Origin of the sequence: Roseicella frigidaeris, assembly GCF_003258945.1 — a bacterium.
GTDB classification, from domain to species: Bacteria; Pseudomonadota; Alphaproteobacteria; order Acetobacterales; family Acetobacteraceae; genus Paracraurococcus; species Paracraurococcus frigidaeris.
In genome coordinates, this window is record NZ_QLIX01000038.1 from 1 (window position 1) to 25,402 (window position 25,402).

The 25,402-nt window shown below is 70.1% G+C and carries 31 protein-coding genes; 24 read left to right on the top strand and 7 right to left on the bottom strand.

Features of this window, described 5'->3' with window-relative positions:
* The first annotated feature begins 116 nt into the window (after window positions 1–116).
* Genes DOO78_RS24970 through DOO78_RS24980 form a run of 3 tightly spaced genes read left to right on the top strand, consistent with a single transcriptional unit; the run spans window position 117 to window position 1,271 of the window.
* Window positions 117–500 carry a hypothetical protein gene (locus DOO78_RS24970; RefSeq protein ID WP_456310012.1) on the top strand — a complete coding sequence of 128 codons (384 nt, stop codon included), beginning with the start codon at window positions 117–119 and terminating at the stop codon, window positions 498–500.
* Entirely contained in the window at window positions 497–727 is a 231-nt protein-coding gene (locus tag DOO78_RS24975; RefSeq protein ID WP_111472613.1) for a hypothetical protein, read from the top strand. The genes DOO78_RS24970 and DOO78_RS24975 overlap by 4 nt, the downstream gene beginning before the upstream one ends.
* Entirely contained in the window at window positions 717–1,271 is a 555-nt protein-coding gene (locus DOO78_RS24980) for a DUF6456 domain-containing protein (protein ID WP_111472614.1), read from the top strand. Before DOO78_RS24975 ends, DOO78_RS24980 begins: the two co-directional genes overlap by 11 nt.
* Window positions 1,272–1,274: 3 nt before the next feature.
* Here DOO78_RS24980 and DOO78_RS24985 read toward each other — a convergent pair whose 3' ends face one another.
* Both DOO78_RS24985 and DOO78_RS24990 read right to left on the bottom strand, forming a co-directional pair.
* Window positions 1,275–1,784, bottom strand: a complete 510-nt coding sequence (locus tag DOO78_RS24985; RefSeq protein ID WP_243634787.1) for a GNAT family N-acetyltransferase — start codon at window positions 1,782–1,784, stop codon at window positions 1,275–1,277.
* Window positions 1,775–2,098: a type II toxin-antitoxin system TacA family antitoxin gene (locus tag DOO78_RS24990; RefSeq protein ID WP_111472616.1), complete on the bottom strand. Its 324-nt coding sequence runs from the start codon at window positions 2,096–2,098 to the stop codon at window positions 1,775–1,777. Before DOO78_RS24990 ends, DOO78_RS24985 begins: the two co-directional genes overlap by 10 nt.
* Window positions 2,099–2,429: 331 nt before the next feature.
* On the opposite strand from DOO78_RS24990, the gene DOO78_RS24995 reads away from it, so the two are divergent.
* Window positions 2,430–3,887, top strand: coding sequence for a site-specific DNA-methyltransferase (locus DOO78_RS24995; RefSeq protein ID WP_111472617.1), 1,458 nt, complete (start codon window positions 2,430–2,432; stop codon window positions 3,885–3,887).
* Window positions 3,877–5,148: a site-specific DNA-methyltransferase gene (locus DOO78_RS25000; protein ID WP_111472618.1), complete on the top strand. Its 1,272-nt coding sequence runs from the start codon at window positions 3,877–3,879 to the stop codon at window positions 5,146–5,148. Before DOO78_RS24995 ends, DOO78_RS25000 begins: the two co-directional genes overlap by 11 nt.
* Window positions 5,149–5,310: 162 nt before the next feature.
* On the opposite strand, the gene DOO78_RS28305 is transcribed toward DOO78_RS25000, so the two are convergent.
* Window positions 5,311–6,168, bottom strand: coding sequence for a DUF3489 domain-containing protein (locus DOO78_RS28305; RefSeq protein ID WP_243634788.1), 858 nt, complete (start codon window positions 6,166–6,168; stop codon window positions 5,311–5,313).
* Window positions 6,169–6,265: 97 nt separating this feature from the next.
* Window positions 6,266–6,502, bottom strand: coding sequence for a hypothetical protein (locus tag DOO78_RS25010; RefSeq protein WP_111472619.1), 237 nt, complete (start codon window positions 6,500–6,502; stop codon window positions 6,266–6,268).
* Between the two features lie 126 nt (window positions 6,503–6,628).
* Between DOO78_RS25010 and DOO78_RS25015 the strand changes: the two genes are divergently transcribed.
* From DOO78_RS25015 to DOO78_RS25080, 13 genes are all read left to right on the top strand, one after another.
* Window positions 6,629–7,216 carry an elements of external origin gene (locus DOO78_RS25015; protein ID WP_111472620.1) on the top strand — a complete coding sequence of 196 codons (588 nt, stop codon included), beginning with the start codon at window positions 6,629–6,631 and terminating at the stop codon, window positions 7,214–7,216.
* Window positions 7,213–9,177: a phage terminase large subunit family protein gene (locus tag DOO78_RS25020; RefSeq protein WP_341538247.1), complete on the top strand. Its 1,965-nt coding sequence runs from the start codon at window positions 7,213–7,215 to the stop codon at window positions 9,175–9,177. Before DOO78_RS25015 ends, DOO78_RS25020 begins: the two co-directional genes overlap by 4 nt.
* An 11-nt stretch (window positions 9,178–9,188) precedes the next feature.
* Window positions 9,189–9,425 carry a phage head-tail joining protein gene (locus tag DOO78_RS25025; protein WP_111472621.1) on the top strand — a complete coding sequence of 79 codons (237 nt, stop codon included), beginning with the start codon at window positions 9,189–9,191 and terminating at the stop codon, window positions 9,423–9,425.
* A complete protein-coding gene (locus DOO78_RS25030; RefSeq protein ID WP_111472622.1) occupies window positions 9,425–10,912 on the top strand; it encodes a phage portal protein in 1,488 nt (495 codons plus the stop codon). Before DOO78_RS25025 ends, DOO78_RS25030 begins: the two co-directional genes overlap by 1 nt.
* A gap of 1,462 nt (window positions 10,913–12,374) precedes the next feature.
* Window positions 12,375–14,423 (top strand): prohead protease/major capsid protein fusion protein, encoded by a 2,049-nt coding sequence (locus DOO78_RS25040; protein WP_243634789.1) that lies wholly within the window; start codon window positions 12,375–12,377, stop codon window positions 14,421–14,423.
* A gap of 91 nt (window positions 14,424–14,514) precedes the next feature.
* Entirely contained in the window at window positions 14,515–14,862 is a 348-nt protein-coding gene (locus DOO78_RS25045) for a DUF2190 family protein (RefSeq protein ID WP_111472625.1), read from the top strand.
* Window positions 14,862–15,260 carry a M15 family metallopeptidase gene (locus tag DOO78_RS25050; RefSeq protein ID WP_111472626.1) on the top strand — a complete coding sequence of 133 codons (399 nt, stop codon included), beginning with the start codon at window positions 14,862–14,864 and terminating at the stop codon, window positions 15,258–15,260. The genes DOO78_RS25045 and DOO78_RS25050 overlap by 1 nt, the downstream gene beginning before the upstream one ends.
* Before the next feature lie 5 nt (window positions 15,261–15,265).
* Window positions 15,266–15,649 (top strand): hypothetical protein, encoded by a 384-nt coding sequence (locus DOO78_RS27175; RefSeq protein WP_128080150.1) that lies wholly within the window; start codon window positions 15,266–15,268, stop codon window positions 15,647–15,649.
* A 162-nt stretch (window positions 15,650–15,811) separates the two neighbouring features.
* Window positions 15,812–16,120, top strand: a complete 309-nt coding sequence (locus DOO78_RS25060) for a head-tail joining protein (protein ID WP_111472628.1) — start codon at window positions 15,812–15,814, stop codon at window positions 16,118–16,120.
* A gap of 11 nt (window positions 16,121–16,131) precedes the next feature.
* On the top strand, window positions 16,132–16,449 hold the full coding sequence (locus DOO78_RS25065) for a phage holin family protein (protein WP_111472629.1): 318 nt from the start codon (window positions 16,132–16,134) through the stop codon (window positions 16,447–16,449).
* Window positions 16,446–17,168 carry a DUF6441 family protein gene (locus tag DOO78_RS25070; protein ID WP_111472630.1) on the top strand — a complete coding sequence of 241 codons (723 nt, stop codon included), beginning with the start codon at window positions 16,446–16,448 and terminating at the stop codon, window positions 17,166–17,168. The genes DOO78_RS25065 and DOO78_RS25070 overlap by 4 nt, the downstream gene beginning before the upstream one ends.
* Window positions 17,165–17,593: a hypothetical protein gene (locus tag DOO78_RS25075; protein ID WP_111472631.1), complete on the top strand. Its 429-nt coding sequence runs from the start codon at window positions 17,165–17,167 to the stop codon at window positions 17,591–17,593. The genes DOO78_RS25070 and DOO78_RS25075 overlap by 4 nt, the downstream gene beginning before the upstream one ends.
* Window positions 17,594–17,614: 21 nt before the next feature.
* Window positions 17,615–18,571, top strand: a complete 957-nt coding sequence (locus tag DOO78_RS25080) for a phage tail tube protein (protein ID WP_111472632.1) — start codon at window positions 17,615–17,617, stop codon at window positions 18,569–18,571.
* A 3-nt stretch (window positions 18,572–18,574) separates the two neighbouring features.
* Here DOO78_RS25080 and DOO78_RS25085 read toward each other — a convergent pair whose 3' ends face one another.
* Complete coding sequence (locus DOO78_RS25085) at window positions 18,575–19,018, bottom strand: hypothetical protein (protein WP_111472633.1); 444 nt, start codon at window positions 19,016–19,018, stop codon at window positions 18,575–18,577.
* A complete protein-coding gene (locus DOO78_RS25090) occupies window positions 19,008–19,271 on the bottom strand; it encodes a type II toxin-antitoxin system Phd/YefM family antitoxin (RefSeq protein ID WP_111472634.1) in 264 nt (87 codons plus the stop codon). The genes DOO78_RS25085 and DOO78_RS25090 overlap by 11 nt, the downstream gene beginning before the upstream one ends.
* A gap of 54 nt (window positions 19,272–19,325) precedes the next feature.
* Here DOO78_RS25090 and DOO78_RS25095 point away from each other — a divergent pair, with 54 nt between their 5' ends.
* From DOO78_RS25095 to DOO78_RS25100, 3 genes are all read left to right on the top strand, one after another.
* Complete coding sequence (locus tag DOO78_RS25095; RefSeq protein ID WP_111472641.1) at window positions 19,326–19,703, top strand: hypothetical protein; 378 nt, start codon at window positions 19,326–19,328, stop codon at window positions 19,701–19,703.
* Window positions 19,704–19,867: 164 nt separating this feature from the next.
* Complete coding sequence (locus DOO78_RS27765) at window positions 19,868–20,026, top strand: hypothetical protein (protein WP_165839076.1); 159 nt, start codon at window positions 19,868–19,870, stop codon at window positions 20,024–20,026.
* A complete protein-coding gene (locus tag DOO78_RS25100) occupies window positions 20,019–22,187 on the top strand; it encodes a tape measure protein (RefSeq protein ID WP_111472635.1) in 2,169 nt (722 codons plus the stop codon). Before DOO78_RS27765 ends, DOO78_RS25100 begins: the two co-directional genes overlap by 8 nt.
* A 262-nt stretch (window positions 22,188–22,449) precedes the next feature.
* Here DOO78_RS25100 and DOO78_RS25105 read toward each other — a convergent pair whose 3' ends face one another.
* Window positions 22,450–23,556, bottom strand: a complete 1,107-nt coding sequence (locus DOO78_RS25105; protein ID WP_165839077.1) for an NYN domain-containing protein — start codon at window positions 23,554–23,556, stop codon at window positions 22,450–22,452.
* Window positions 23,557–23,828: 272 nt separating this feature from the next.
* Between DOO78_RS25105 and DOO78_RS25110 the strand changes: the two genes are divergently transcribed.
* The 3 genes from DOO78_RS25110 to DOO78_RS28590 form a co-directional block, all read left to right on the top strand.
* Window positions 23,829–24,518 carry a hypothetical protein gene (locus tag DOO78_RS25110; RefSeq protein ID WP_111472637.1) on the top strand — a complete coding sequence of 230 codons (690 nt, stop codon included), beginning with the start codon at window positions 23,829–23,831 and terminating at the stop codon, window positions 24,516–24,518.
* Window positions 24,515–25,093: a hypothetical protein gene (locus DOO78_RS25115; protein WP_111472638.1), complete on the top strand. Its 579-nt coding sequence runs from the start codon at window positions 24,515–24,517 to the stop codon at window positions 25,091–25,093. The genes DOO78_RS25110 and DOO78_RS25115 overlap by 4 nt, the downstream gene beginning before the upstream one ends.
* Window positions 25,090–25,402 (top strand): DUF6950 family protein (locus DOO78_RS28590; protein WP_408887588.1); only part of this gene is annotated, 313 nt, incomplete at its 3' end. The genes DOO78_RS25115 and DOO78_RS28590, both read left to right, overlap by 4 nt.

Below are 25,402 nucleotides of genomic sequence, written 5' to 3' on the forward strand. Positions count from 1 at the left end.
CCCCGCTCCTCCATCCACAACCCGGGTCAATTCCTCATGGCAATCCCGGGTCAGCTCTCACTGGCATTCAACAATGGGCCCTGCGGTTGCGTGATGGCGGCATCACCTCCGGCACCATGACGTTCAGGCCAACCCGCTTCGAGGGCGGCGGGATGCGCTTCCTGCGCTTCCGCGGATGGCTGGCCGAGCTCGCCACCCTGTCCGGTGGCGTGGCGCGGATCGTGTTCGAGGAAGTCCGCGCCCATGCCGGCACCGATGCGGCGCACATCTACGGCGGCTTCCTCGGCACCCTGACCGCCTGGTGCGAGGAGCACAACGTCCCCTACGAGGGCGTCCCGGTCGGCACGATCAAGCGCTACGCCACCGGCAAGGGCAACGCCGACAAGGCGAAGATGGTCGCCGCCATACAGGCCCGCGGCTTCGCGCCGGCCGATGACAACGAGGCGGATGCCATCGCCCTGCTGCTCTGGGCGACCGACCCCACAGGAGGCCGCGCATGAGCATACACGGCGCACCTCTGCCACCCCGCTCCTGCCTCGACCGCGGCACGCGCAGCCCGACCAACGAGAGCGAGGTGAACGCCATGCGCGCCGCCGCCTGGCATCGGCACGGAGTGGCCGCGCTGCCGGTCGCCGACATCACGGACGACTGGCTCCGTCAGGCCATCACCAACGAGGCCAACCGTCGCTGGGGGCGTCGTAACGGGGAGAGCCACAATGGCCGGTAAGCGGAAGGCCAAGCCGGCCAAGCCCAAGCACGACGATCTCGCGAAGCCGTCGAAGTGGCGGCTGCAGCATGGCGGCTTCTCGGAGCCCATCCGCGAGGCGGATCCCGACACCGGCAGCCCGGTCCAGCATCGCCGCGCCGTCGACACGCTTGGGCTGATGCTGGCCCACGGGAGCATCACGCCGCAGATGCACGAGGCGGGAGCGATGTTCAGGGCGACCTTCCGCCTCGCGGCGCTGGACGGCATGCGCACGACGCAGCTGCTCCGCATCCGGGGCGGTGCAGGTGATCTGCTGAGCGAACGTCAGGCCGCTGCGCGGCGGCGATTGGCCGCGGCCCTGAACCTGTTCGGCGGAGCGAACAGCGCCGGCGGAAGCTGCCTGTGGCACGTGCTCGGCCTCGAGTGCTCCCTGCGGGAATGGGCACTGCGGCAGGGATGGTCGGGACGTCCGGTTCATCACGTCCAAGCACAGGGCATCCTGCTCACGGCGCTCGGCGTGCTGGCGGCCCATTATGGCCTGCAACCGCGGGAGCGGGCCGCGTGAGCCTCAGCCCAGGGCGGCCTTCAGATCCGTCATCGTGGCCATCAGCGTCATCGGGTCGATCGGTGACGGCATGAAGCCGCAGGCCTGATAGAAACGCTGGGCGTCGGCGTTCAGGGCCTGCACCAACACGCCGCGCACCGCCAGGACTTCGCTGGCCTGCAGCACGCGCAAGACCGCGTCCCGCAGCAGGGCCCGCCCAATGCCCTGGCCGTGCAGGCTGCGGTCCACCGCCAGCCGGCCCAGCATCGCCATCGGGATCGGGTCGGGCATATTGCGCTTCACGCGCCCAGGTGCGGCAGTCACGGCGACGGCCCCCGCGGCCAGGCAGTAGAATCCCACCACGAAGTCGGCGCGGCACACCACGAAGGTGCGCGACGCGCCGGCCACCTGATTGGCGCGCGCACGCCGCCGCAGCCAGTCGTCCAGCGCGGGCTCGCCGCTATCGAACAGGGCCAGGTCGTGCGTGTCGCCGAGCGGCGCCGGGGCGCTAAGCCGGCCGGCACTCACTCCCACGGTGGCGCGGTCTCCAGCAGCTTGCGAAGCCGGCCATTCGGATTGGGGGGCGCGTCGAGCAGCGCCTGGAACTTGGCGTATGCACCCGGTTGGGCGCGGAACAGCGTGCGGTCGAGAATGGCGTCGGTCGCAGCGCGGCGCGCGGCCTCCAGCATGAACTCGGAACGCGACTTGCCGGAGAGCACGGCGGCCTGGTCGATCAGGTCACGCTCCTCGGGCCGGACGCGAATGTTGATCGCGCCGACGGTGATGGGGGGCTTGGTCTTCGCGGGGCGTCGGGTCGGGGTCGTGGTGCGCTTTGCGGGTGCGGGCATGGTGGCCTCCAGGCATGGTTCTACGGTCGTGTGTGGACATTGTCCACCATACGGTTGTGGCGCGGCTGAAACCCGATTGCGGCACCGGAACCAGAAGGGATAGGGTATCGATAGTCGTTGAATTGCGCCTAGCGCCGCGGCTCGCCAGCCACAGCGTCGCTCAATCGAGACAGTGGCTCGCGAGCCGCAGGGTCCTTCCTGGGCCCGGCATATGCGGGGGGCGGAAGCGCGCAACATTCCTAGCGCCAGGCCATTTTTCAAGGTTGCCACGGCGCCGCGTTGCCAGCCTCACGAGGCGACATTCCACCACCATCGATTTCAGCAGGTGCGCATGCCCCAGGCCCCGTGGTCTGCGAGCGCCGTTGAGGCGCGCGCGGTCGCCTCCCTGCTGCCCTATGCCGGCAATGCGCGCACGCATTCCGTCGAACAGGTGGCCCAGATCGCCGCCAGCATTCTCGAGTTCGGCTTCGTGGCGCCGGTGTTGGTCGATGAGCGCGGCGAGGTCATCGCCGGCCATGGCCGGCTGCAAGCCGCCAAATCCCTCGGCCTGGAGACCGTCCCCACCATCACCCGTGCCGGACTGACCGAAGCGCAGAAGGCCGCGTACCGCCTGGCGGACAATCGCATCGCCCTTAACGCCGGCTGGGACGAGGCGCTGCTCGCCGCCGAGGTGACGAAGCTGCAGGAGATGGGGGGCCTCGACCTGACGCTCACTGGCTTCGACGCAGGTGAGCTCGACCGGCTGCTGGCCGGCATGGAGCCGGTGGCAACAGACCCTGGCAACGCGCCGCTTGCCAGCCCGGCCGTTGCCAGCAGCGGCGCCCCTGGCAACGAGGCGCCGGCGGACGATCCCGCGGACGCCGAACCGGAGCCGCCGCGCCAGGCCGTCACCCGCCCCGGCGACCTCTGGCTGCTGGGCGAACATCGCCTGCTCTGCGGCGACAGCACCGACGCCGCCTCTGTAGCGCGCGTGATGGGCGAGGACCGCGCGGCGCTGCTGTTCACCTCCCCGCCCTATGGGAACCAGCGAGATTACACCACCGGCGGCGGCACGGATTGGGACGCCCTGATGCATGGCGTGTTCCATCACCTCGACGCAGCTATGCGGCCGGACGGCCAAGTGCTGGTGAACCTCGGCTTGATCCATCGTGACAGCGAATGGATCCCGTATTGGGCCGTATGGCTGGACTGGATGCGCGCCCGCGGCTGGCGCCGGTTTGGCCTCTACACCTGGGACCAGGGGCCAGGCCTCCCCGGTGACTGGAACGGGCGCCTCGCGCCGGCCTTCGAATTCGTCTTCCACTTCAACCGCCAGGCGCGCCAGGCGAACAAGATCGTCCCCTGCAAATGGGCCGGCACGCCGAACAACGGCAGCGGGCTGCGCGCAGCCGATGGAACCATCTCGGAATACCAGCATGCCGGCTTGCCGGTGCAGGACTTCCGCATCCCCGACAATGTGCTGCGCCTGACCCGCCACAAGGGCCGCGGCATCGAAACTGAACACCCCGCCGTGTTCCCGGTGGTGCTGCCGGAGTTCCTGATGCGGACCTACACCGGTGAGGGCGAGGTCGTGTTCGAGCCTTTCGCTGGCTCCGGCACCACCATCCTGGCGGGTCAGCGCACCGGCCGCCGCGCGCGCGCGATCGAGCTTGCGCCGGCCTATGTCGATCTGGCCGTGGCCCGCTGGCGGATGCTCCATCCAGACCTGCCAGTGACGCTGGCAGACGATGGCCGCGATTACGATGCCGTCGTCGCGGCGCGCATGGAGGCCACCGTCGATGCGGCCTGACCTTCAGATGGAGATGATGCCGGTGGCATCGCTCGCGGCCTATGCCGCCAATGCACGCATGCACCCAAGCGAGCAGGTGGCGCAGCTGGCGGCGTCCATCGCCGAGTTCGGCTTCAACGTGCCAGTGCTGGTCGACGATGCCGGAGTGCTGATTGCAGGCCACGGTCGCGTGCTGGCGGCCAAGGCCCTCGGGCTCGACGCGGTGCCGGCCATCCGGCTCGGCCACCTGACGGAGGCGCAGGCACGGGCCTTCCGGCTGGCGGACAACCAGCTGGCGCTGAACTCGACATGGGACGAGAGCCTGCTCGCCGCCGAGTTGCGGGAGTTGCGTGCCGACGAATTCGACCTTGGTGTGATCGGCTTCGACCAGGCGATGCTGGCTCGGCTGCTGGCCGACGCCGCGGGCGACGAGGGGAACGCTGGCGCCGGGGATCCCGATGCGCCGGCGCCTGAGCCACCTGTCGTGCCGGTCACCCGTCCCGGCGATCTCTGGCAGCTCGGGCCCCATCGGCTGCTGTGCGGCGATGCCACCTCCGCGTCCGATGTCGCGCGGCTCCTGAATGGCGCGACCCCGCATCTGATGATCACCGACCCGCCCTATGGTGTGAACTATGATCCGGAATGGCGGAACGAGGCTGGCGTGTCGGCCACGATGCGCACCGGCAAGGTGGCGAATGACGATCGCGCCGACTGGCGCCAGGCCTGGGCACTGTTCCCCGGCGACGTCGCCTATGTCTGGCACGCCGGCGTCCACAGCCGCACGGTGATCGACAGTCTCGATGCGACGGGCTTCGTCATCCGGAGCCAGATCGTCTGGGCGAAGTCGCGCTTTGTGCTGGGGCGCGGCGATTATCACTGGCAGCATGAGCCTTGCCTCTATGCCGTGCGCAAGGGGGCGACTGGCCACTGGCAGGGCGCGCGGGACCAGGCGACGCTCTGGGCGATCTCGAATGGTGGCGACGAGGACGCGGCCACGGTGCACGGCACGCAGAAGCCGGTGGAGTGCATGCGCCGCCCGATCATCAACAACAGCGCCGCCGGCGAGGCGATCTATGATCCGTTCCTCGGCAGCGGCACCACGCTCATCGCTGCGGAGACGACGGGGCGGGTCTGCCACGCGGTGGATATCGACCCGCGCTATGTCGATGTGGCGATCCAGCGTTGGCAGAACCTCACCGGCAAGGCTGCGGTGCTGGCCGGCGAGGAGCGGGTCTTCAACGACATCGCCGCCGCCCGCGGGGTGCAGGCGGCGGCACGATGATGGGTGCAGGGTCCCCTTGAGCGTCGCCTACAAACCCCGTTCTAGCCCTGTTCTTTGGTGCAACAAGTTGCCCCTACAAGAGGGAAAATTCGCCTAAAAGGGGCAACTTGTTGCCCCTTTCGCAGAACAAGGCCGGAACCTGCTGACCCCTGCAGGTTCCTGTCAGGCCGCGACCCGGTAGACGGTGAAGGAGCCCCGTGCGCCCTCCTTGTTCGGGCCGACCTGGCGGACGCGCTCCAGCACTTCGACCGCGTGGCCCTTCTTCTTCAGCCCGGCGAAGAAGCCGCGGACCGTGTGCTGCGCCCAGCCGGTGGCATCCGCGATCTGCGCGACCGTCGCGCCCTCGGGGCGGCGCAGCATGGCCAGCACCTGCTCCTGCTTCGTGCCCTCGCGCGGCTTGCGCTGCGCGCCGGCCTCACGCGGGGCTTGGGCGGGCTTGCCGGCAAGCAGGGTGCGCAAGGCTTCCATCGGCGCGTCCAGGGCGCCGATCATGTCGCCTTCGCGGTTGGCTTCGTCATCCCAGGCGGCAAGCACCGTCGCGGCAGCATCGCGCAGGCTGGTGCGCGGCGTGGTGCTGCGTACCGCCAGGGCCTGGTCGAGCATGGCGATCTCCTCCGTCAGGGGCGCGGGCTGGGCGGCTTCGGCGACCTTGGCGTCCTGTGTCGCGGGCTCCGCGGCGGGCGCCACCGTGGGCGCCGTGTGGGGCACACTGCCCTCGATGCCCGAGCAGTCGGGCTCGCCGGCCGCCGCGTCGCCCTGATTCGGGTCAATGCCGATGGCGCGCAGCCCCTCGTCGGTGATGCGCGCCACGATCCAGGTGCCATCCTCGTCCTGGCGCCAGCCCAGGCCGACATGCTCCCGTGGCGCGTTGATCTCGGCGAGCAGGTTGTTCTTGATCAGGCTGCGGAACACCGCGTTGCGCGCGGCGGCCGGCAGGGTCTTCGGCGCGCGGGCCAGTCCCATCTCGTGCTGCGCGGCGGCGCTGAGGATCACGCGCTGGCTGTCGGAAAGCTTGGTCATCGTGGTGGTCTCCGGTTCCGGGTGCCGGTCATCGGCCCCTACTGCCGGGAGCCCCGCCGGGCTGAACCCGGTCGGGGCGATGCGGAAGTTGCCCGCGTCAGAGGTCGTATTCGCCGCGGCGAAAATGCTGATCCGCGATGTCCTTCAGCTTCGTGGTGGCGTCGGAAAGCCAGGCCGCTTCGCCCCAAAGCACCTCCTCTGGGTCCGCGCCGAAATGGTCCACACTGGCCTGGGTGAGTTCCGCGAGGAGGGCGTCGAATTCGGCCTTCTTCGCCAGGAAGGCGGCCAGGCTGTTTTCCTGGTTGCGGGCGGCGCGGGCGGTGCGATCGGTCATGCTGATCTCCGTCTGTTGCTGCAGGGCATCCCCTGCGTGTGACGGACCATTCGCGCTGTGCCGCGCCCGAGCCAAGCGCATCTCGCGCTCATCGAATTGCGAAGATCGGAGGGGTTCGATCACATCATGATCGCAGCCGCTTCCGATGCGCTGGTGCCCTCGCAGCGCGAGGTGGCGCGCCGGCTGGGCATCTCGCACACCGCGCTGCAGAAGGCCGCTCAGTCCGGCCGCATCGCGCAGGAGCCGGGCGGCGGTTGGGACGTCGAGAAGGTGCGTACGCGGCTGGCTGCGAGCAGCGACCCGGCGCGCAAGACGGCGGCCATGGTGGCGCCGGTATCGGCACAGCCCTCGCCACCGCCCCCGCCGCGACCGGCAGTCGCCGCCCCGCCCATGCCGGAGCCACTGCCCACGCCATCTGCGGGAGGCAGCAGCTTCCACAATGCGCGCACCGCCAACGAGATGCTCAAGGCGCAGGAGCGCAAGCTCCGGCTCGATGAGCGCCGTGGCCAGCTGGTCGAGAAGGCCCGCGCGCTCATGCTGGTGCACCGGCTCGCCAAGGAGGAGCGCGATGCCATTCTCGCCTGGCCGGCCCGGATCGCCGCCGAGCTGGCGGCCGAACTCGGCGTCGATGCGCATCGGCTGCAGACACTGATGGATACGCGGCTGCGGCAGCACCTGGCCGAACGGAACGACGTGCGAGTGGCGGTCGCATGATGACCGGCGAGCAGATTATCGGCGAGTTCGGCAACTTCGACGGCGCGGCGGAGATTCTGCAGGCGTGGCGCGACGGCATGGCGCCCGAGCCCGCCCTGCTGGTCTCCGACTGGGCCGACAAGCATCGCATGCTCGGCTCCCGCGGTAGCGCCGAGCCCGGGCCGTGGCGCACCAACCGCACGCCCTATCTGCGCGATGTGATGGATGCGCTGTCGCCGGCACATCCGGCCCGGCGGGTGGTGTTCATGAAGGGGGCGCAGGTCGGCGGCACGGAATGCGGCAATAACTGGATCGGCTATGTCATCCACCACGCGCCCGGCCCGATGCTCGCCGTGCAGCCCACGACGGAACTGGCCAAGCGCTTCTCGGACCAGCGCATCGACCCGCTGGTTGAGGAGACGCCCGCCATCCGGCAGCGCGTCGCCCCGGCCCGCTCCCGCGACAGCGGCAATAGGCAGCTATCGAAGGAGTTCCCCGGCGGCCAGCTGGTGATGACGGGCGCCAACAGTGCGGTCGGGCTGCGCTCCATGTCAGCGCGCTTTCTGTTTCTCGACGAGGTCGATGCCTATCCCGGCGACGTCGAGGGCGAGGGAGATCCCGTCGCGCTGGCGGAAGCCCGCGCACGCACCTTCGGCTGGCGGCGTAAGACGCTGCTGGTCAGCACGCCTACGATCTCCGGACTGTCGCGGATCGAACGGGAGTACCTGGCCAGCGACCAGCGGCGGTTCTTCCTGCCGTGCCCGCATTGCGGGGCGATGCAGTGGCTGCGCTTCGAGCGGCTGGTCTGGGACAAGGGCGAGCCGGACAGCGCCCGCTACCTCTGCGAGGCCTGCGACGGGGCGATCGGCGAGCAGCATAAGACCGCCATGCTGGCCGGCGGCGAATGGCGCCCCACCGCCATCCCGCAGGATCCGCACGCCATCGGCTTCCACATCTCGGCGCTCTACTCGCCGGTCGGTTGGTTCTCCTGGTCGCAGGCGGTGCGGGATTGGGAGGCGGCCCAGGGCGACGACCGGGCGATCAAGACGTTTCGGAACACCGTTCTGGGCGAGACCTGGCAGGAAAGCGGCGAGGCCCCCGACTGGCAACGCCTCTACGATCGGCGGGAGGAATGGGCGCCGGGCACGGTCGCGGCCGAGGGGCTGCTGCTGACCGCCGGTGTCGACGTGCAGCGCGATCGCCTCGAGGCCAGCATCTGGGCTTGGGCGCAGGATCGCCAGTCCTGGCTGATCGAGCACCGCATCCTGGTGGGTATTCCCTTCGAGGCTGCGGTCTGGGACGAGCTGCGCGGCCTGCTCGGCGAGACCTGGCGGCACGCATCCGGCCACCGGCTTGGCCTGGCCATGACGGCGATCGATAGCGGCGACGGCATGACCACCGCCGAGGTCTATGCCTTCGTGCGCCGCGCCGGTGCCGGCCGGGCCATTGCCGTGAAAGGCCAGGACGGGCTGCGGGCGGCGATCGGCCAGCCCTCGGCGACGGAGGTGCGGCGGAACGGCCGCAAGCTGGGGGGCCTGAAGGTCTGGCCGGTGGGGTCGTCCTTCCTGAAGGGCGAGACTTACGGTTGGCTGAAGCTGGAGCGGCCGACGGCAGAAAGCGGCGATCCGTTCCCGCCCGGCTTTGTCCACCTGCCGCTGCATGCGGCCGGCGAGGAATTCTGCCGCCAGATCACCGCCGAGCAGTTCGTGGCACGGGCCGGCCGCAACGGCTTCCGCCGGCTGGAATGGGTCAAGACCAGGGAACGCAACGAGGCGCTGGACTGCCGGGTCTATGCGCGTGCGGCCGCAGCTGCCCTCGGCATGGATGGCTGGGGCGACGGACGTTGGGCGCGGATGGCGGATGCGCTGTCGCTGCCGGCGGCGGAGCCAGCAGCAGCAGCGCCGACCGATGGTGCCGCGCCTGCCGCCAGCACGACACGACCCCGCGGCTGGCTCGCGCCGCGCGGCAACTGGCTCAGATAGGGAGGACGACCATGGACCCGACCGTCCTCGCCTGGGCGCTGGCGCAGCCCGTTGGCAGCCGCGCCGCCGTGCTGGCCGCCGCCTTCACCGGTGGCACCAAGCGCGTGACCTTCGACGGACGCACGGTGGAGTACCGCTCGCTCGATGAACTGGGCCGTGCGCTGTCGGTGCTGCACGCGGCCGAGAACACCGCCGCGCGCCGCCCCAGCGTCACCTTCGCCAGCTTCTCCCGCGAGGGAATCAGGTGATGGGGCGTCTGCGAAATGCCTGGCACGCGCTCCGCGGCTATGCCGCCGCCCAGGACAGCCGCGCCTCGAGCTGGCCGGCCTCGGGGGGCAGCGCCACCGCCGAGGTCGGTGCCGCCGCACCCACCGTGGCGCGCCGCGCCCGCGACGCCGTCCGCAACGACCCCTATGCCGCGCGCATCGTCGATCTCTGGAGCGGCAATGCGGTCGGCGCCGGCATCACCACCCGCTGGCCGGACAAGCGCCACGCCGAGGCCTGGCGCCGCTGGTCCGACAGCACGGCCTGCGACGCCGAGGGCCGGCTCGACCTCTATGGCCTCCAGGCGCTGGTCATGCGCGCGGTGGTGGAGAGCGGCGAATGCTTCGTCCGCCTGCTGCCGGCGGACATCACGCCGGCCAATCCGATCGGCCTGCGGCTGCAGGTGCTGGAGAGCGATCACCTCGACACGGCGCGCCAGGGCGTCATCGAGGGCGTCCCCACCTTGCAGGGCATCGGCCTCGGCGAGGCGGGCGAGCCGGTCGGCTATTGGCTGCACCGCGTCCATCCCGGCGCGTCCTGGGTTCTGCCGGGCGGTGCCAGCTGGCTCAGCAGCCAGCGGGTCCCCGCCCGCGATGTGCTGCACATCTATCGCAAGCGCCGGCCCGGTCAGCTGCGCGACGTCTCCTGGCTGGCGCCGGTGCTGACCCGGCTGCGCGACCTTGGGGACTACGAGGCCGCGCTGCTCATGAAGGCCAAGATCGAGGCCTGCCTGGCGGCGGTGGTCTCAGAGGATGGTGACGAGGCCATGACCGGCCCGGCATCCGGCCTGCTACGCGACGCGCAGGGCCGCACCGTCGAGAGCTTCGAGCCCGGCATGATTCTCTACCGCCGCGGGATGGGATCCGTGGAGGTGGTGAATCCTTCGGGCGGCGGCAGCCACGCGGCGTTTGCCCGTCGCGCTCTGGAAGCCTCCGCGGTGGGTACCGGCCTGACCTATGACCAGGTCGCTGGCGATCTCACCCAGGCGAACTACTCCAGCCTGCGCGCCGGCAAGATCGAATTCCGTCGCCTCTGCGAGCAGGTCCAGTACGGCATGCTCATCCCGATGCTGGTCCGCCCCATCGCGGACCGCTTCCACGCGCAGGGGGCGCTGCTCGGACTCTGGGGCGCCGAGGTGCCGGAGGGCCTGTCGCATGTCCCGCCGGCGCACGAGATGATCGACCCGCTCAAGGACACCACGGCACTCATCGCGCAGGTCCGCGCCGGCTTCGTGCCGCAGCCCGAGGCGGCCGGCGCCTTCGGCTACGACTTCCGCCAGGTCGTCGAGATGATCCGCGAGGCCAATGCCCTGCTCGACGAGGCGGGTCTCTCCCTCGACAGCGATCCGCGCCGCGTCGCCAAGTCCGGCGCGGCCCAGGACGCAGCCCAGCTCGCCGCCATCGAAATCGCCGCCACCGGCGCCGCCTCGCCGCGCGCGGATGCAGGCGCTGCCCCAGGAGCACAACCATGATCGCCGGCGCCTACGACTGGACCGACGACATGCTCAAGATCAAGAGCATGCAGAAGAAGTTCCGCGACAGCTTCAACGGCACCGAGATCAACCCGGCGCGCTGGGAGATCGCGGCGACCGGCGGCGGCATCACCCACACCGTGGCGGATGGCGCCGTCACCATCTCGACCGGCACCACGCTCGACGATGAGCTGACGCTCACCAGCCGCACCAGCTTCACCATCCCGCTGCGGGTCATGGTGGCGGTGAATATGAGCCAGCGTATCGTCGGCCAGTCCGTCTGGCTCGAGCTGGTCAGCATCGACCCCACCACGGCGCAGCCGGACGGGCGCAGTGCGGCGGCCTGGCGGCTGGATGGCGCCAGCGCGACGCTCGCGAACTACGAGGTGCAGAGCGAGGGTGCCCCGCGCCTCGGCAGCGCCTCCGGCAGCACCATTCCTACTACCTCCCCCGCAGGCTGGTCCGTGCTGGAGCTCGAACCGACCAACGACGAATGCTACTTCCACGGCCGCCTGCTCGACACCACCGCGGCGCGCTCGAATTCCTATGTCCGGCACCAGCAGATCCCGGAGCCGAATGCGCTCTACCGCTTCCGGATCCGCGTGCGGAACCGGCAGGTCATCAGCGGCATCTCGGCGGTGGCGAACAATGGCGGTGGCGCGGTGCGTATCACCCGCGCAGCGCATGGCTTTGCCACCAATGACGTGGTGGCGGTGGCGGACGTTTCCGGCGTGCCGGGGGCGAATGGGACATTCACCATCACCGTCATCGACGCGAACAGCTTTGACCTGGTCGGCTCGACCTTCACCGGCGCCTATCTGAACACCAGCTGGGCCTCGGTCAGCCGGAACCTCGCGCCGGCCTCGAGCACGGACATCAAGGTCCAGTTCGTGACCATCGCGGACTACGCCGAGCTGACGACGGAGATCACCGCCGGACGCGGCCAGTCGGTTGCGGGCCAGGGGCTGGGCGTGAATGTGCTCAGCACCGTGCCGCCGAGCGTGACCCCGGTGGGCGGCCAGGCGCGCAACACCTCCGGTGCGGTGCCGGTGCTGGCGGCAACGGGCTACTCGGCCAACCCGACGGCAGTCACCACCGGCCGCGGCGTCGATCTGCTGGCGACGCTGATCGGCGCGCTGGTCACGAAGCCCTACGCGATCCCGGAGGCGGACTGGCAATACGCCGCCGCGGCAGGTGGGATCATCAACACCACGGACGTGGTGCTCCGGGCAGCGGCCGCGGCCGGCATCCGCAACTACGTGACCTCGATCGACCTCCGCAACGCGCATCCGACGGTCGCGACGGAGCTGGTGATCAAGGANAGCGTCGCCTGCATCACCACCGGCGCGCAGGTCTACGTCAACGCGCAGGGCTTCGCCGCGCCCTGATCGGCGCCGCCCCAGGAGCACGTCTCATGACCAAGCCGATCGAACCGGGCGGGGAATCCCCAGCGCCGGATCGAATGCCCGACGTTGGGCAATCGATCATCGCATGCCGCGCCCTGGCCGCGCCGGTCACCGTCAATCGCGCGGCCCGCACCGTCGAGGTGGTGTGGAGCACCGGGGCGCGGGCCCGCAACTTCGTGCCGCCCTATGGGCCGATCCTCGAAGAGCTCGACATGGCGCCTTCCGCCGTGCGCATGGACGCGCTCCGCTCCGGCCGTGCGCCGGTGCTGGACACCCACCGGCGTGCCGGCACGCGAGATGTGCTGGGCCGCGTCACCGCCGCGCGCCTCGAGGCCGGCCGCGGCTACGCCACGCTGCAATTCAGCGGCGCGGACGACGTGGAGTCGGTCTGGCAGCGGGTCGCCGACGGCACGCTGCAGTCCGTCAGCGTCGGCTACCGGGTCCATCGCTACGACCCGCGGCCCGACGCAGCGACCGGCCAGACCATCCACCGCGCCGTGGATTGGGAGCCCTACGAGATCTCGATTGTGCCCGTCCCGGTGGACGCAGCCGCCGTCGTCCGTGGCGAGGGGGACCAGGGCACCCCCGCCACCGCCATCGAACCCGCCCTGACCATCCCCGAGGAACCACCCATGCCCGAGACGACGCCGGCTTCGCCGGATCCCGCGCCGGCGCCGCCTGCGCCGCCCACCATCCCGCACCAGGAGGTCACCGTGACCACGACGCCCGCCAGCACCCCGCCCACCCCGCCGCCCGAGCCCACGCGCGCCATGCCGCCGGCCCCTGACATCGAGGCCATCCGCGCCGAGGCGGAGCGCGCCGCCGTCGAGCGCATCGCCGGCTATGAGCCGGTGCTGGCCGCCGCCCGCGGCCTGGTGACCGCCGACATGCTCGACACCATGCGCGAGGCCGCCATCCGCGACCGCGTCTCGCCCGAGGTGCTGCGCGGCCGCCTGTGGGAGGCCTTCACCAGCGGCGCCGCGCGTCCCTCCCTGCCGGCGCGTCCCGACACCGGCCCCTCCAATGAGGACCCGTCGCAGCTCCTGGACGCCATGGCCGAGGCGCTCGCCGCCCGCACCATGCCCGGCTACCAGGCGCCGGCCACCGGCCGCCACACCGAGTTCCTGGGCTGGCGCCCCTCCGACATGATCGGCGAGCTTCTCCGCGCCCGCGGCGAGCGCAATGTGCCGCGCAACCCGACCATCCTCGCCGAGCGCGCCTTCCACTCCACCAGCGACTTCCCGGCGCTGCTCTCCGCCGCGGCCAACAAGATGCTGCTCGCCGCCTATGCGCCGGCAGCACCCACCTACCGGACGCTGTTCCTCCGCCGCGACTTCCGCGACTTCAAGCCGCACCGCCACCTGCGTGTCGGTGACTTCCCGACGCTGCTGCCGCTGTCGGAGAATGGCGAGGTCCAGGCCGGCACCATGTCCGAGAGCCAGGAGCTCGTGTTCCTGCAGACCTTCGCCCGGCGCATCCGCGTCACGCGGCAGATGCTGGTCAACGACGACCTCGGCGCCTTCACCGACTTCGCCTCCATGATCGGCCGCCGTGTTTCCGACTTCGAGAACGCCACCGCCTATGCCTTGGTGAACAGCGCCAACGGCGACGGCCCGACCCTCATCACTGGCAGTGCACCGGTGTTCGCCACCGGCGCCGCACGCGCCAACAAGGCGGGTGCGGGCACGGCGCTCGACCTGCCGAACCTGGCACTCGGCCGCGCCGCGGTGATGAAGCAGAAGACCCTCGACGGCCTGCCGATCGCGGTCGGCTCCTCCATGCGCTTGCTGGTCGGGCCGAACCAGGAGCTTGCCGCGCGCCAGCTCACCGTTTCCGTCCAGGCGACTCAGACCAGCAACGCCAATGTCTATGCCGGCTTCGTGCAGCCGCTGGTCGAGCCGCTGATCCAGAACAATCGCTGGTATCTGTTCTCCGATCCGATGGCGGCGCCGGTCTATGTCTACGGCTACCTCAACGGGGCGGAAGGGCCACAGGTCACCACCGGCAATGTCCAGGGCGTCGATGGTGTGGAGGTCAGCGTGATCTTCGACTTCGGTGTCGGCGCCATCGACTGGCGCGGCGCCTGGTTCAATCCCGGCACCTGATCTCCACCGCAGCCATCACTCCATCCATCACCAATCCATGCAGAGGGCGTCCTTTCGGGGCGCCTTCTGCGTTTCTGGAGACCTCATCCTCATGCGGAACTTCATCCAGCCGGGCGACAGCCTGGCCGTTGCCGTGCCCTATTCGGGCGGCGTCACTTCGGGCCAAGGCCTGCTGGTCGGCGCGCTCTTCGGCGTCGCCGCCATCGATGGCGCGCAGAATGCCATCATCGAGGCCGCCACCCAGGGCGTCTTCGACCTCACCAAGGAGCCGGCCCTCGCCATCACCGCCGGCGCGCGGGTCTTCTGGGACAACACCAACCGCCGCATCACCACCACCGCCACCGGCAATTTCTCGATCGGCATCGCCACGCAGGCGGCGTTGGCCGCCGACACCACCGTCCGCGTCTGGGTCAACCGCGTGCCGGCCTCGGGGGCGTGATGAGCATCCTCCTCCCGCGCGACCATGCGCGCCTCGAGGGCGTGCACCGCGATATGGTGCGCGTCGTCGAGCGGGCCCGCCAGGCGGTGCCCTTCATCGTCACCGAGGGGCTGCGCACGCGCGACCGCCAGGCGCGGCTCGTCGCCAGCGGCGCCTCCCGCACGATGAACAGCCGGCATCTCACCGGACATGCCGTCGATCTCGCCTATTGGCTGGATGACGGTGATGGCGCGGTGGAGCAGGGCGAGATCCGCTGGGACTGGCCGCTCTACGAGCAGATCGGTGCCGCGATGAAGGCCGCGGCGAAGGATCTCGGCGTGCCGATCGTCTGGGGCGGCGACTGGGCCTCCTTTCGGGACGGTCCGCATTTCGAACTCGATCGCAAGGCCTATCCCTGATGTGGGTGGCAATTCTGGCGGTCCTCTCCCGCCATGCCCTGCCGCTCGCCCTGGGTAGCGCAATCCTGCTCTCCGTTGCGGCCGCCTGGCACTTCCGCACCCAGCGCGACGCCGCACGCCTCGATGCGGCGACGGCCAGCCGTACCGCGGAGGCCAACGCCGCCGCGCTGGCCCGCGCCAACGCCGAACACGCAAGGCAGATCGAGGCGCTGACCAGCGAAGCTGAGCGCGCCCGCATCCAGGCGGCACGCCTCGGCGCCAACATGGAGGCCATCCGCCGTGACCCGAGCCATGCTGCCGGCGCTGCCCCTGTGCTGCGCGATGCTGTCGAGCGCCTGCGCGCCGGCCGGACCGCCGGAGATCCGGCTGCTGCCGCTCCGCCTCCCTGATGCGCTGCTGGTCTGCGCGGAGGCGCCGGCGCTCCCCACGACGGACCAACTGACCCAGGGACAGGTGGCGGAACTCCTGCTGGCCTATGACGCCGCCCATGCCGACTGCGCCGGACGTCTGGCCGCGGTGCGGCGGCTGAACCCGGTCGATGGCGGCGAGCGATGAACGCCTTCGCCGAGGCGATGGCGGCGCTCGTCGCGGACCCCAATCTCGGCTCCGAGGCAGTCTACCGGCAGGGCGGTGACGGCGCGCCCATCGCGGTCAGGTTGCTGCGGTCCTCACCTGATCGCGTAGCAGACGCCTTCGGCACCGAGTTCCTCTCGGCCACCGACATTCTCTCCGTCGCCATCGCCACGCTGCCCGACATCGCGTCCGGCGACAGCTTCGCCATCGGCCCCGACCTGCTCACCGTCACCCATGCCGAGCGCGACGCGTCCGGCACCGCCTGGCGCGTCCTCTGCCAGCGATAGGAGCCTCCACCATGCCGCAGAATGCCCTCACCCTGCTGGAGATCCTGCGCGATCTGCTGCTGGGGGCAGCGGCGGGCCTCGCCGGTGGCTTCGTGCGCTGGAACAACCCGGAGCGCCGGCGCTTCGGCTGGTGCCTCGCCTGGGAGGTGCCCTCCGCCGCCCTGGTCGGCAGCGCCGGCTATGCCCTCGGCGGCTTCCTCGAGCTCAACGAATACGGACGGTTCCTCTTTGCCTTCGTGTTCGGCTATCTCGGCCAGGCGGCGCTGCATGACCTGGCCGTCGCCATCATCCGTCACCGCACCGGCCTGCCGCCGGGCGATGGGGCGTGAAGCTTACCGCCATCGTCGGTGATCTGCGCAAGGCGCTGGCCGAGGAGGTCCGCGCCGGTGAGCGTGCCGCCTCCCGCGCTGTGCGGGACGAGACCGATGCGCTGAAGCAGGAGCTGCGCCAGCAGGTGACCGGCTCGCTCGGCGGCAAGGCGCGCGGCATCGCCAATGCCTGGCGCTCCCAGGTCTTCCCACGCACCGGCGTGTCGATGCGCGCTGCCGGCCTGGTCTGGAGCAAGACCCCGCTGGTGATCGACGCCTTCGAGCGTGGCGCGCTGATCCGACCGAAAGGCGGCGGCCGGTTCCTGGCCATTGCCACCGGCTTCAATGCGGCGCGCGGCTGGCGCGGACGCGGCGACAAGGGGCTGCGCGTCACGCCGGCGCAGATGGTCGCCTCGGGTCAGGGCTTCTTGCGGCCCTTCAAGTCGGGGCGGGGCTTCGTCTGGTGCCTGCCATTGCGCCAGGGCGAGCAGACGGGCCGGCGCCGACGCACCCGCCTCGTCGCCGGCGGCATGGCGGAGGTCGGCACCGCCAACCGCAAGGGCCGTGAGGCCTGGGCCCGCGGGCTGCTCGAACGAGGGATGGTGCCGATGTTCCTCCTGTTGCCCCAGGTGAAGCTCGCCAAGCGGCTGGACGTGCAGGGGGCGTCGCTGCGCGCCCTGCGGCGCCTGCCGCGGCGCTTTGTTGCGGCCTGGGAAGCCGAGGCGGCGCGGGCAGGATGAGTGTCCGTGAAACCGCCCTGGCGGCCCTGTTCGCGTACCTGGGCGCCGCCCTGGCCGGCCGAAGCCCGGCCCCGAAGGTCCTCCGGAACGAGACCGTGCCGCAGCGCCTGCCAACCGGCGGACTCGTGGTGGTCCGCGACGGGGAGACGGTGGAGGAAACCGCGATTCTCTCGCCGCTGGCCTGGGCGATCGAACATCGCGCCGATGTGGAGGTCGTCGCGGCCACGGGCGCGCTGCTCGATGCGCTGTTGGTCGACGTCGCCGCAGCGATCGCGGGCGATCGCACCCTCGGCGGCGCGGTGGAATGGGCGCAAGCCGGCGCGCCGTCCTTCGACGATGCCGAGGCGGAAGGTGCCGCAGCGGCGCGCGCGGCCTCCATCCCCGTCGCGCTGTTCTTTACCGTCGCCGGCTCGCCGCTGGCCTAATCCCGTTCCCGGAGACGCTCCATGCCCCGTGCCATCGGCGCGAATTCGCGCCTGCTCATGATTCCTGAGGTCACCTACGGCACCGCGCCGGGCGGGAACTGGCGGCGGGTGCCCTTCCTCTCCTGCAACCTTGGCGCCGAGCAGCCGCTGCTGGACGCCGACGTCATCGGCCTCGGTGGCAATCGCGATCCCGCCGCGCCGTTCTTCGACACGGTCACCGTCGAGGGCGACGTCGTCGTTCCGGTCGACCTGATCAATACCGGCCACTGGCTGCGCCTGCTGCTCGGCGCGCCGACGACCACCGGCACCAATCCGAATTACACCCACACCTTTGGCTCGGGCGCGGCGACGCTGCCTTCGCAGGCGATCGAGATCGGCTACCCCGACGTGCCAAGCTACGACGTCTGCACCGGCATCCGCGCGGACGCGCTGGAGATCGACTTCTCGCCGACCGGCCCCGCGACCGCGACGATCAAGCTGATCGCCCAGGGCTCGTCGCGCTCCGGCTCGTCCTCTGGCGGCACGCCGGTCGCTGCCGCGTATACGGCCTTCAACAAGGCGCAGGGATCAATCACTCGTGCCGGCTCGGCCCTGGCCCAGGTCACCGGCGCGCGGCTCAGCTACAGCAACAGCGTGGAGGCGGTGCGCACCATTCGCGCCGACCGCAAGATCGAGGGCGCGGATCCCGGCATCGCGCGCGCGACCGGCCAGATCACGGCGCGCTTCGCGGACACCACGCTGTTGACGCAGGCGCAGAATGGCACGGCGGCGGAGTTCGCCTTCGCGTTCACCATCGACGCCAACCGCAGCCTCACCTTCACGCTGCACGAGGTTTATCTGGCACTGGCCAAAACGCCGATCGAAGGGCCGGCCGGCGTGGAAGCGAGCTTCGAGTTCCGCGCGGCCTTCAACGCCACGGCGACGCGGATGATGACCGCCGTGCTGAAGAACCAGCAGGCGGGGACAGAATATGCGTGACGACTACTCGGTGCGCCGCACGGCTGTGACGCGGTGCTTATGCCGCCACGCCGCAAAGGCATCGCGGATCTGCGCCATCATTCGATTGGACAGCGGGCCGTAGGTGAATGTCCCCGTGCCGCCCTCGGTCGGACGCAGGTCCGGCCCCGGCCAGACGAAGTGGTTGTATTCGGTGACCACGACCCAGCACGGCTCGCGCTGCAACCCGAGGCGGGCGCGGGCTTCCGCGGGTATCTCCACGGCGGCGCCGGGCTCCGCAGGCGGCGTCGAAGTGATGGGCAGCACGACGACCTCGTCCTTCCCATCCTCCTTGCGAATCAGGGCCACCACCGCGGATGGCCGATCTTTCGACCCCTCCTCGCGCCCCGCCGCGTGCTCGTGGCTCCAAAGATAGGCGTAGCGGATCACGTCGCCGACGGCCGGCAGTGCCGGCGCGTCAGACTTCATGATCGAATCGCTTGTTCTCCTCTGGCGGCCGTGCCGTGAGGATGGCGTCCACGATCTCCTCCGGCGCCTCCTCGGTGCGAACCACCTGACGGTCGCGGCGCTTGAGGCGCTCGTACTCGTCGATCGAGATCAGCACGGTGCGCGGGCGCCCGTTGCGGGTGATGGCGACGGGCTGGGTCAGCGCCTTGTCCTGATAGAGGCCGAAGTTCCGCTGCGCCTCGGCCGCCGGGACCTTGAGCATGGGCTCGGTCATCGGGGGGTTCCTTGGTTTCTGCAAAATACATAACCCATGGAGGACCATTTTTCCATGCTTACCCTCGACCTCCCGGCCGAGCCGTACTGGCTCGACCTGCCGCGCGGCGTCCGCGTGGAGATCCGGCCTGTGACGACGGCGGTCATGGCCGCCGCCCAGGCCGCCGCCGCGCGCCGGCTCGCTGCAATCCGCATCGGGAATCCGGACCTCGACCCTGACATGTCCCGCGGCTTGTCCTTCGCCTTCCTCGTCAAGGCGCTCGCCCGTCACGCCGTCACCGCCTGGGAGGGCGTCGGTGACGCCGCCGGCAAGCCTCTGGCGCTCTCGCCCGAGGTAGTCGAGCGCCTGATGGACCTCGACGACATCGCCGCCGCCTTCTGGGACCGCGCCACCGCTCCCGTGTCCGCGGTGGCCGCCGAGGGAAACGGCTGAGGGCCCGCGCCGCCTGGCACTTCGGCCGCGGGCCCGAATACTGCCGGGGCTGCGTTGGCCTGGGCCGCGACTGCGCCGACGCCTGCCCCTATGCCGCCCACGCCCCCGCCAGCCTTGAGGGCCACGCCTGCTGGGCCGCCGGCACAGCCTGCGCCGAGGCGACCATGGCCGGCCTGACGCTGGACACTGCGGGCGCGCTCGCCGCGGCGCGCGAATTGGGCGCTACCGGCTGGCCTGCCGCCGAACTGCTGCTCGCCATCCGCATCGGCATGGCCGAGGGCGCCGCTGCCCGCCGCGAGGGGGAGATCAAGCCCGATGGCTGATGCCACCCGCCGCGTCTCGGTCCGCCTCTCGCTGGACGACGCCGCCCGGGTCAAGGCCGGGCTGCGTGAGGTCGGCGAGACCGGCCAGCGCTCGCTCGACCAGATCAAGGGCGGCGCAGAGCGCGCCTCGCGCTCGCTGGAACTACTCGACGTCGCCACCCGCGGCATCCAGATCGCCGGTGTCGCCGTCGCCGTCCGTGCCCTCGTCCAGGCGGGCGACGCGCTGACCCAGAGCCTCTCCCGCCTGCAGAACGCCACGGGCTCGGTCGAGCGCGCCGGGCAGGTCTACGAGGCGCTGTACCGCAACGCGCTCTCCACCGGCGTCGCTGTCTCCGAGAGCGTCGACGCCTTCCAGCGCTTCTCGATCGCCGCGCGCGAGATCGGCGCGACCTCCGACCAGGTGGTCCGCCTCGTCACCGGGCTGCAGCGGGTCGCCATCGTCTCCGGCGCCTCCACCGGAGAGATTTCCTCCGCCACCCTTCAGCTGGCCCAGGCGCTGGCCTCCGGCGTGCTGCAGGGTGACGAGCTCCGTTCCATCCTCGAGGCCATGCCGCTGCTGGCCGAGGGCCTGGCCCGCGAACTCGGCGTGTCCATCGGCGAACTGCGCAAACTTGGTTCCGAGGGCAAGCTCACCGCAGAACGGGTGTTTCCGGCCCTGCTGCGCGCGACCGAACGCCTCGGCGCCGAACTCGACAAGGCCCCACTCTCCCTCGGCCGCGCCCTTGGCCAGCTGACGGCGTCGACGGAAAACTTCCTCGGCCAGCTCGACCGCGCCATTGGCCTGTCCAACGCGCTGGCCCGGGCGCTGTCGGCCGCGGCCCGCGCGGTGGATGGCGTGCGCCAGGGCGCTGGCCTGCTCAGCGAGGAGGAACGCTTCGCCGGCATGCGTCGCCAGGCTGAGGCGCTGGCGGCGCAGATCGCCCGGCTGGAAAGCGAGAATGACGGCCGGCCCAGCCTCACTGCCCAGACCCGCCGCGGCAGCATCCGTCCTGGCCTCGTAGGTGCCGCCGAGCAGCAGGCCGGCGTCGATCGCACCGCCCGGCTGGAGGAACTGCGCCGGCAATATACGGAACTGCAGGCCGAGATCACCCGCGGCGAGCAGGCCGCCGGGGAGCGCCAGCGGACGGAGCAGGAGACCGCGGCCGCTGCCGCAGCCGAGGCCCGCCGCCGTCGCGCGACGCAAGACGTCCAGGAGCTCACCCGCGACCTCGACGACCGCTATCGGATCAACCGCGAATACGAGGAGCGGGTCCGCAAGCTGCGCGAGGCCGAAGCCGCCGGCGGCGTCACCGCCGCCGAGCGCACCCGCCTCGAGACCCTCGCCCTGCAGGAGCGCGACGAGGCGCTGCGCCGGCTGGAGCCGCGCGTCGCCGCCGTCCGCCGTGCCAGCAATGAGGGCGCGCGGGAGGCCCGCGAGGCCGAGCGCGAACTCAACGAGCTGCTGCGCGAGCGCGAGCGGCTGATCCAGAACAACGAGACCGCCTACGAGCGCTACCAGCGCCGCATCGCTGCCCTCTCCAGCCTGGTCGAGCGGGCCGAGCGCGCCGGCCGCCCGGTCCCGGAGGACACCATCCAGCGCGAGGCAGTCGCGGCGATGGAGGAGCTGGAGCGCGCCGAGCGCCGCGTCGAGGAGAGCGCCTCCCGCACCTCCGACACCGTCCGCGAGTTGGGCCTGACCTTCTCCAGCGCCTTCGAGGACGCCATCGTCAAGGGCGAGAAGTTCTCATCCGTGTTGCAAGGGCTGCTGCAGGACATCACGCGCATCCTCGCGCGCAAGGTCATCACAGAGCCGCTGGGCAATGCCGTCTCCACAGGCCTGAACAGCCTCGGCGCCAGCAGCTGGATGGACGGCATCGGCTCCTGGCTCGGCGGCCTGTTCCGCGCCGAGGGCGGCCCGGTCGCCGCCGGCCAGCCCTATATCGTCGGCGAGCGCGGGCCGGAATGGTTCGTGCCGGACCGCGGCGGCACGGTGCTGCCGAACGGCACCGCGCCGGCCGGCGCCTCCATCACCACCAACATCACCATCGATGCCCGCGGCGCCGATGCTGGCGTCGAGGTGCGGCTGCGGATGTTGTCGGGCCAGATCGCGCGGCAGGCCTCGGCCATGACGCTCGATGCCATCCGCCGCGGTGGCGCTGCCTACAAGACCATCCGCGGATAGGTTTCGTGGACAAAGCTTGACGGCGTGACTCGGCGCCGATTCAAGGCTGGCTTCTGGAGGCCGGCTTGGGCAAGCGGATTGGGTTGTCGGATGAGAGATGGGCGCTGATCGGGCCGCTGCTACCATCCGAGCGCGGGCATGATTGCCGGCCTGCGGTGAAATGGCGCGAAACGTAAGAATGCCGCAGGTCCAGCCTACACTCAGACAGTGGCCGCGACCGGCCCATATTCGGTCCTTCGTGCGCCGCGCTCAGCGGGGCTTTTCAGCGGCCAGCACGGCGTTCGTGCAGCATCGATAGAAAGGTCCATTGAAGCGCCAACTCGCGCGTCATGCCCCCCTTGGCGGCCATGAACAAGGTGGGCAGCCTGTCGAGCATCCGCTGGCTGGTAAGATTAAAGAAGGCGTCGTTCCCCGCCGCTTCGATTAGGCGATCGGAGACGTTGCCTTCCAGCCCACACAGGAACACAGCCTTACCCTCGGTGTGGATGCGCTCGATCAGTGGGAAGAAGTCCATGTCGTTGGTCATGAACACGAAGGCGTCAACAGTGCCGGCGTGCAGGTCGTCCATCACCTGCATGATCAGGTCGCAATCCACCCCCTTCTCGCCAAAGTCGCTCAGGTCTTTGCCCCAGTGCACCTTGCTTTCGCCCCAGTCCGAATAAGTGCCGACCCGCTTGGAGACAGCGTCGTAGAAGCGCTCGACAAAATCGAAATCTATAGGGCCGCCAATCGACCCATCACGGTTGCGACGGTGGAACACCCCATTGGGGATGGTCGCGAGGTTGCGCTCGATCCACCTCATGCGTGCGGTATCTCCGCGCTGGCTGCTCTTGGCCAGTTCTCTTTTTAATCGACCGATCTCGCGATGACGGTCGATTCTGTAGGGTGCAAAGATTATTCCGCTGGAGGCTACGTCGAGGTAGTGGCCCGCCTGCCATTGTTCTTCTGTGACGGGGAACAGAGCCTCGAGCAGGTTGTGCCTGCGGCCCTCAAGCTCGATCTCCAGCGGATTAGACTGATTCACGAGCAGCGCGTTCGGGCGAATCTGGGTGCCTGCTGCGCGATGGTGATCCTCCATGACCGCCACCACGTGGAGTTCAACTAGCGCCAAGCAATAACTGATTAATTCTGCGTAAATCTCAGGGCTGAACGGGGTATGAAACTTGTCATATAGTTTTTCATGCAGCCTGAAGTCGCCATTTGCTTGGCGGAGTAGGTGATTAGAAAGCTCTTTGTCGCCCTTTTCGTAAAGTTCGTCGGCGCTTTTCTTGGCGCCATAGCCGTCAATATAGATGCCAATGTTGAGCGCGATCGGCTCGCTGCCGTCCAGATATTTTTCGTCGATGGCATGACCGGATACGCGTTTCATCCAAGGCTCCAGTGGCTGGTGGCACAGAGGCATGGCTGCTGTGCCGCCGCGACCCTAGCGCGGACCGCGTAAATCCAAAATCGAAACAAAGGCTGTCGCGTAGGTCCTGCCGGATCGCGTAGCTGCGGTAGCCCTTGTCGGCGAGCATGATGTCCGGGTCGCTGTCGCGCACTTCCATCAGCGCGTCGTGGTTCGAGCAGTCGGCCTCCTGGCCATCGGTTTGGGAATCCTCCCCCAAACGCCGGTTTGTCCACGCGACCCTGGGGGGCGCCATGACCGAATATGCCTGGCCCGCCTCGCTGCGGCCGTCGCGGCTGAGCTTTTATCTGCAGCACAACACGCTGCGCTTTGCCTCGCCGATCACCCGCGTGACGCAGGTCATGCGCCGCGAGGGGGCGCGATGGATGGCCGAGGCGACCTTCGATCCGCTGGATCGGATCCGCGCAGGCGTGCTGGAAGGGCTGCTGGCGGCGCTGGCCGGCTCCGCCAACACCGTCCGCATCTGGGACTGGCGCCGCGAATACCGCACCGGCGATCCGCGCAGCCAGGGCGATGTGCCGACCGGGCCGTACTCCTTCTCTGACAGCACCATCTTCACCGACGGCACGGGGCTGGTGGTGGGCTCCGGCAATCCGGCGCTGGCAGCCGGGGCGACCCGCGGGGCGCTCAGCATCCAGACGCAGGGATGGTGGCCGAACGCCGTGGCGGTCGGCGCTGGCGACCATATCGGCCTCGCCGGCCGGCTCTATATGGCGACCGAGACGGTCACCGCCTCCGGCAGCGGCACCGCCACGATCCCGATCTCCCCGCCGCTGCGGGCGCCCGCCGCGGTGTCGGAGCCGCTGGTCCTGACCCAGCCGACCGTCGCCATGCGGCTGATCTCCGACGACGAGGGCATCAACCCGACCCGGCCGGGGCGCTTCACGGCCATCACCATCCGCCTGGAGGAGGCGCTGCCATGACGGACGGCATTGCGGCCACGCCGCGCCTCTCGCTGCAGGCGGCGGCTGCCGCTACCGCGCCGGTCGCCACCCCCATCATCCTGGTGGATCTCGACTTCGCCTCCGGCGCCTTTCGCGCCTGGACCGGGCTCGGGCAGCTGCACTGGGCGGGCATGGTGTTCGAGGGGGTGGGCTCGCTCGGCGCCGTTGGCGAGATCGAGGAGACGACGGAAATCCGCGCCGTGCGGCTGACGCTCTCGCTGTCGCCGGTGCCGCAGGAGGTGGTGGACATCGCGCTGGCCGAGCGGAGCTTTCGGCTGCGCACCGCCCGGCTCTGGGGCGGGCTGCTCGATGCCGAGGGCGCCTTTGTCGCCGACCCATTTCCGCTCTGGGCCGGGCTGATGGACACGATGGAGGTGGTGGACGGCGCCGAGCCGCGCGTTTCGCTCACCTGCGAGAGCCGCCTCGTCGATCTCGAACGCGCCGAAGTCCGCCGCTACACCGATGCGGACCAGCAGGCCGAGTACCCGGGCGATCGCTTCTTCGAGTTCGTCCCGGCGCTGCAGGAGGCGCAGATCAGCCTGCCGGCGTCGTGACGCGGCGCCCGGACTGGCCTGGCCGGCTGGCAGCCTTGCTGTCGGCGGCCGAGGCGCGCCCGTTTGACGCGCATCGCTGGAATTGCGGCCGGTTTGCCCTGGCCGCGGTGGAGGCGGTGACCGGCGACAGGCCCAGGGTGCGCGTCCTTCTTTACCTGGAAGCCACCGCCGACAGCGCCGGCTTTCCGCGAATCCCGCCGGCCTTTGCGTATCCGTTGTCCCGGCCCCACCTTGCTTCTTGCGCGACCGGTGGTGCGATGTTCTCTGACACGTGGTGTCGGAGGCGGGGTTGGACGGGGACGCGTCTGC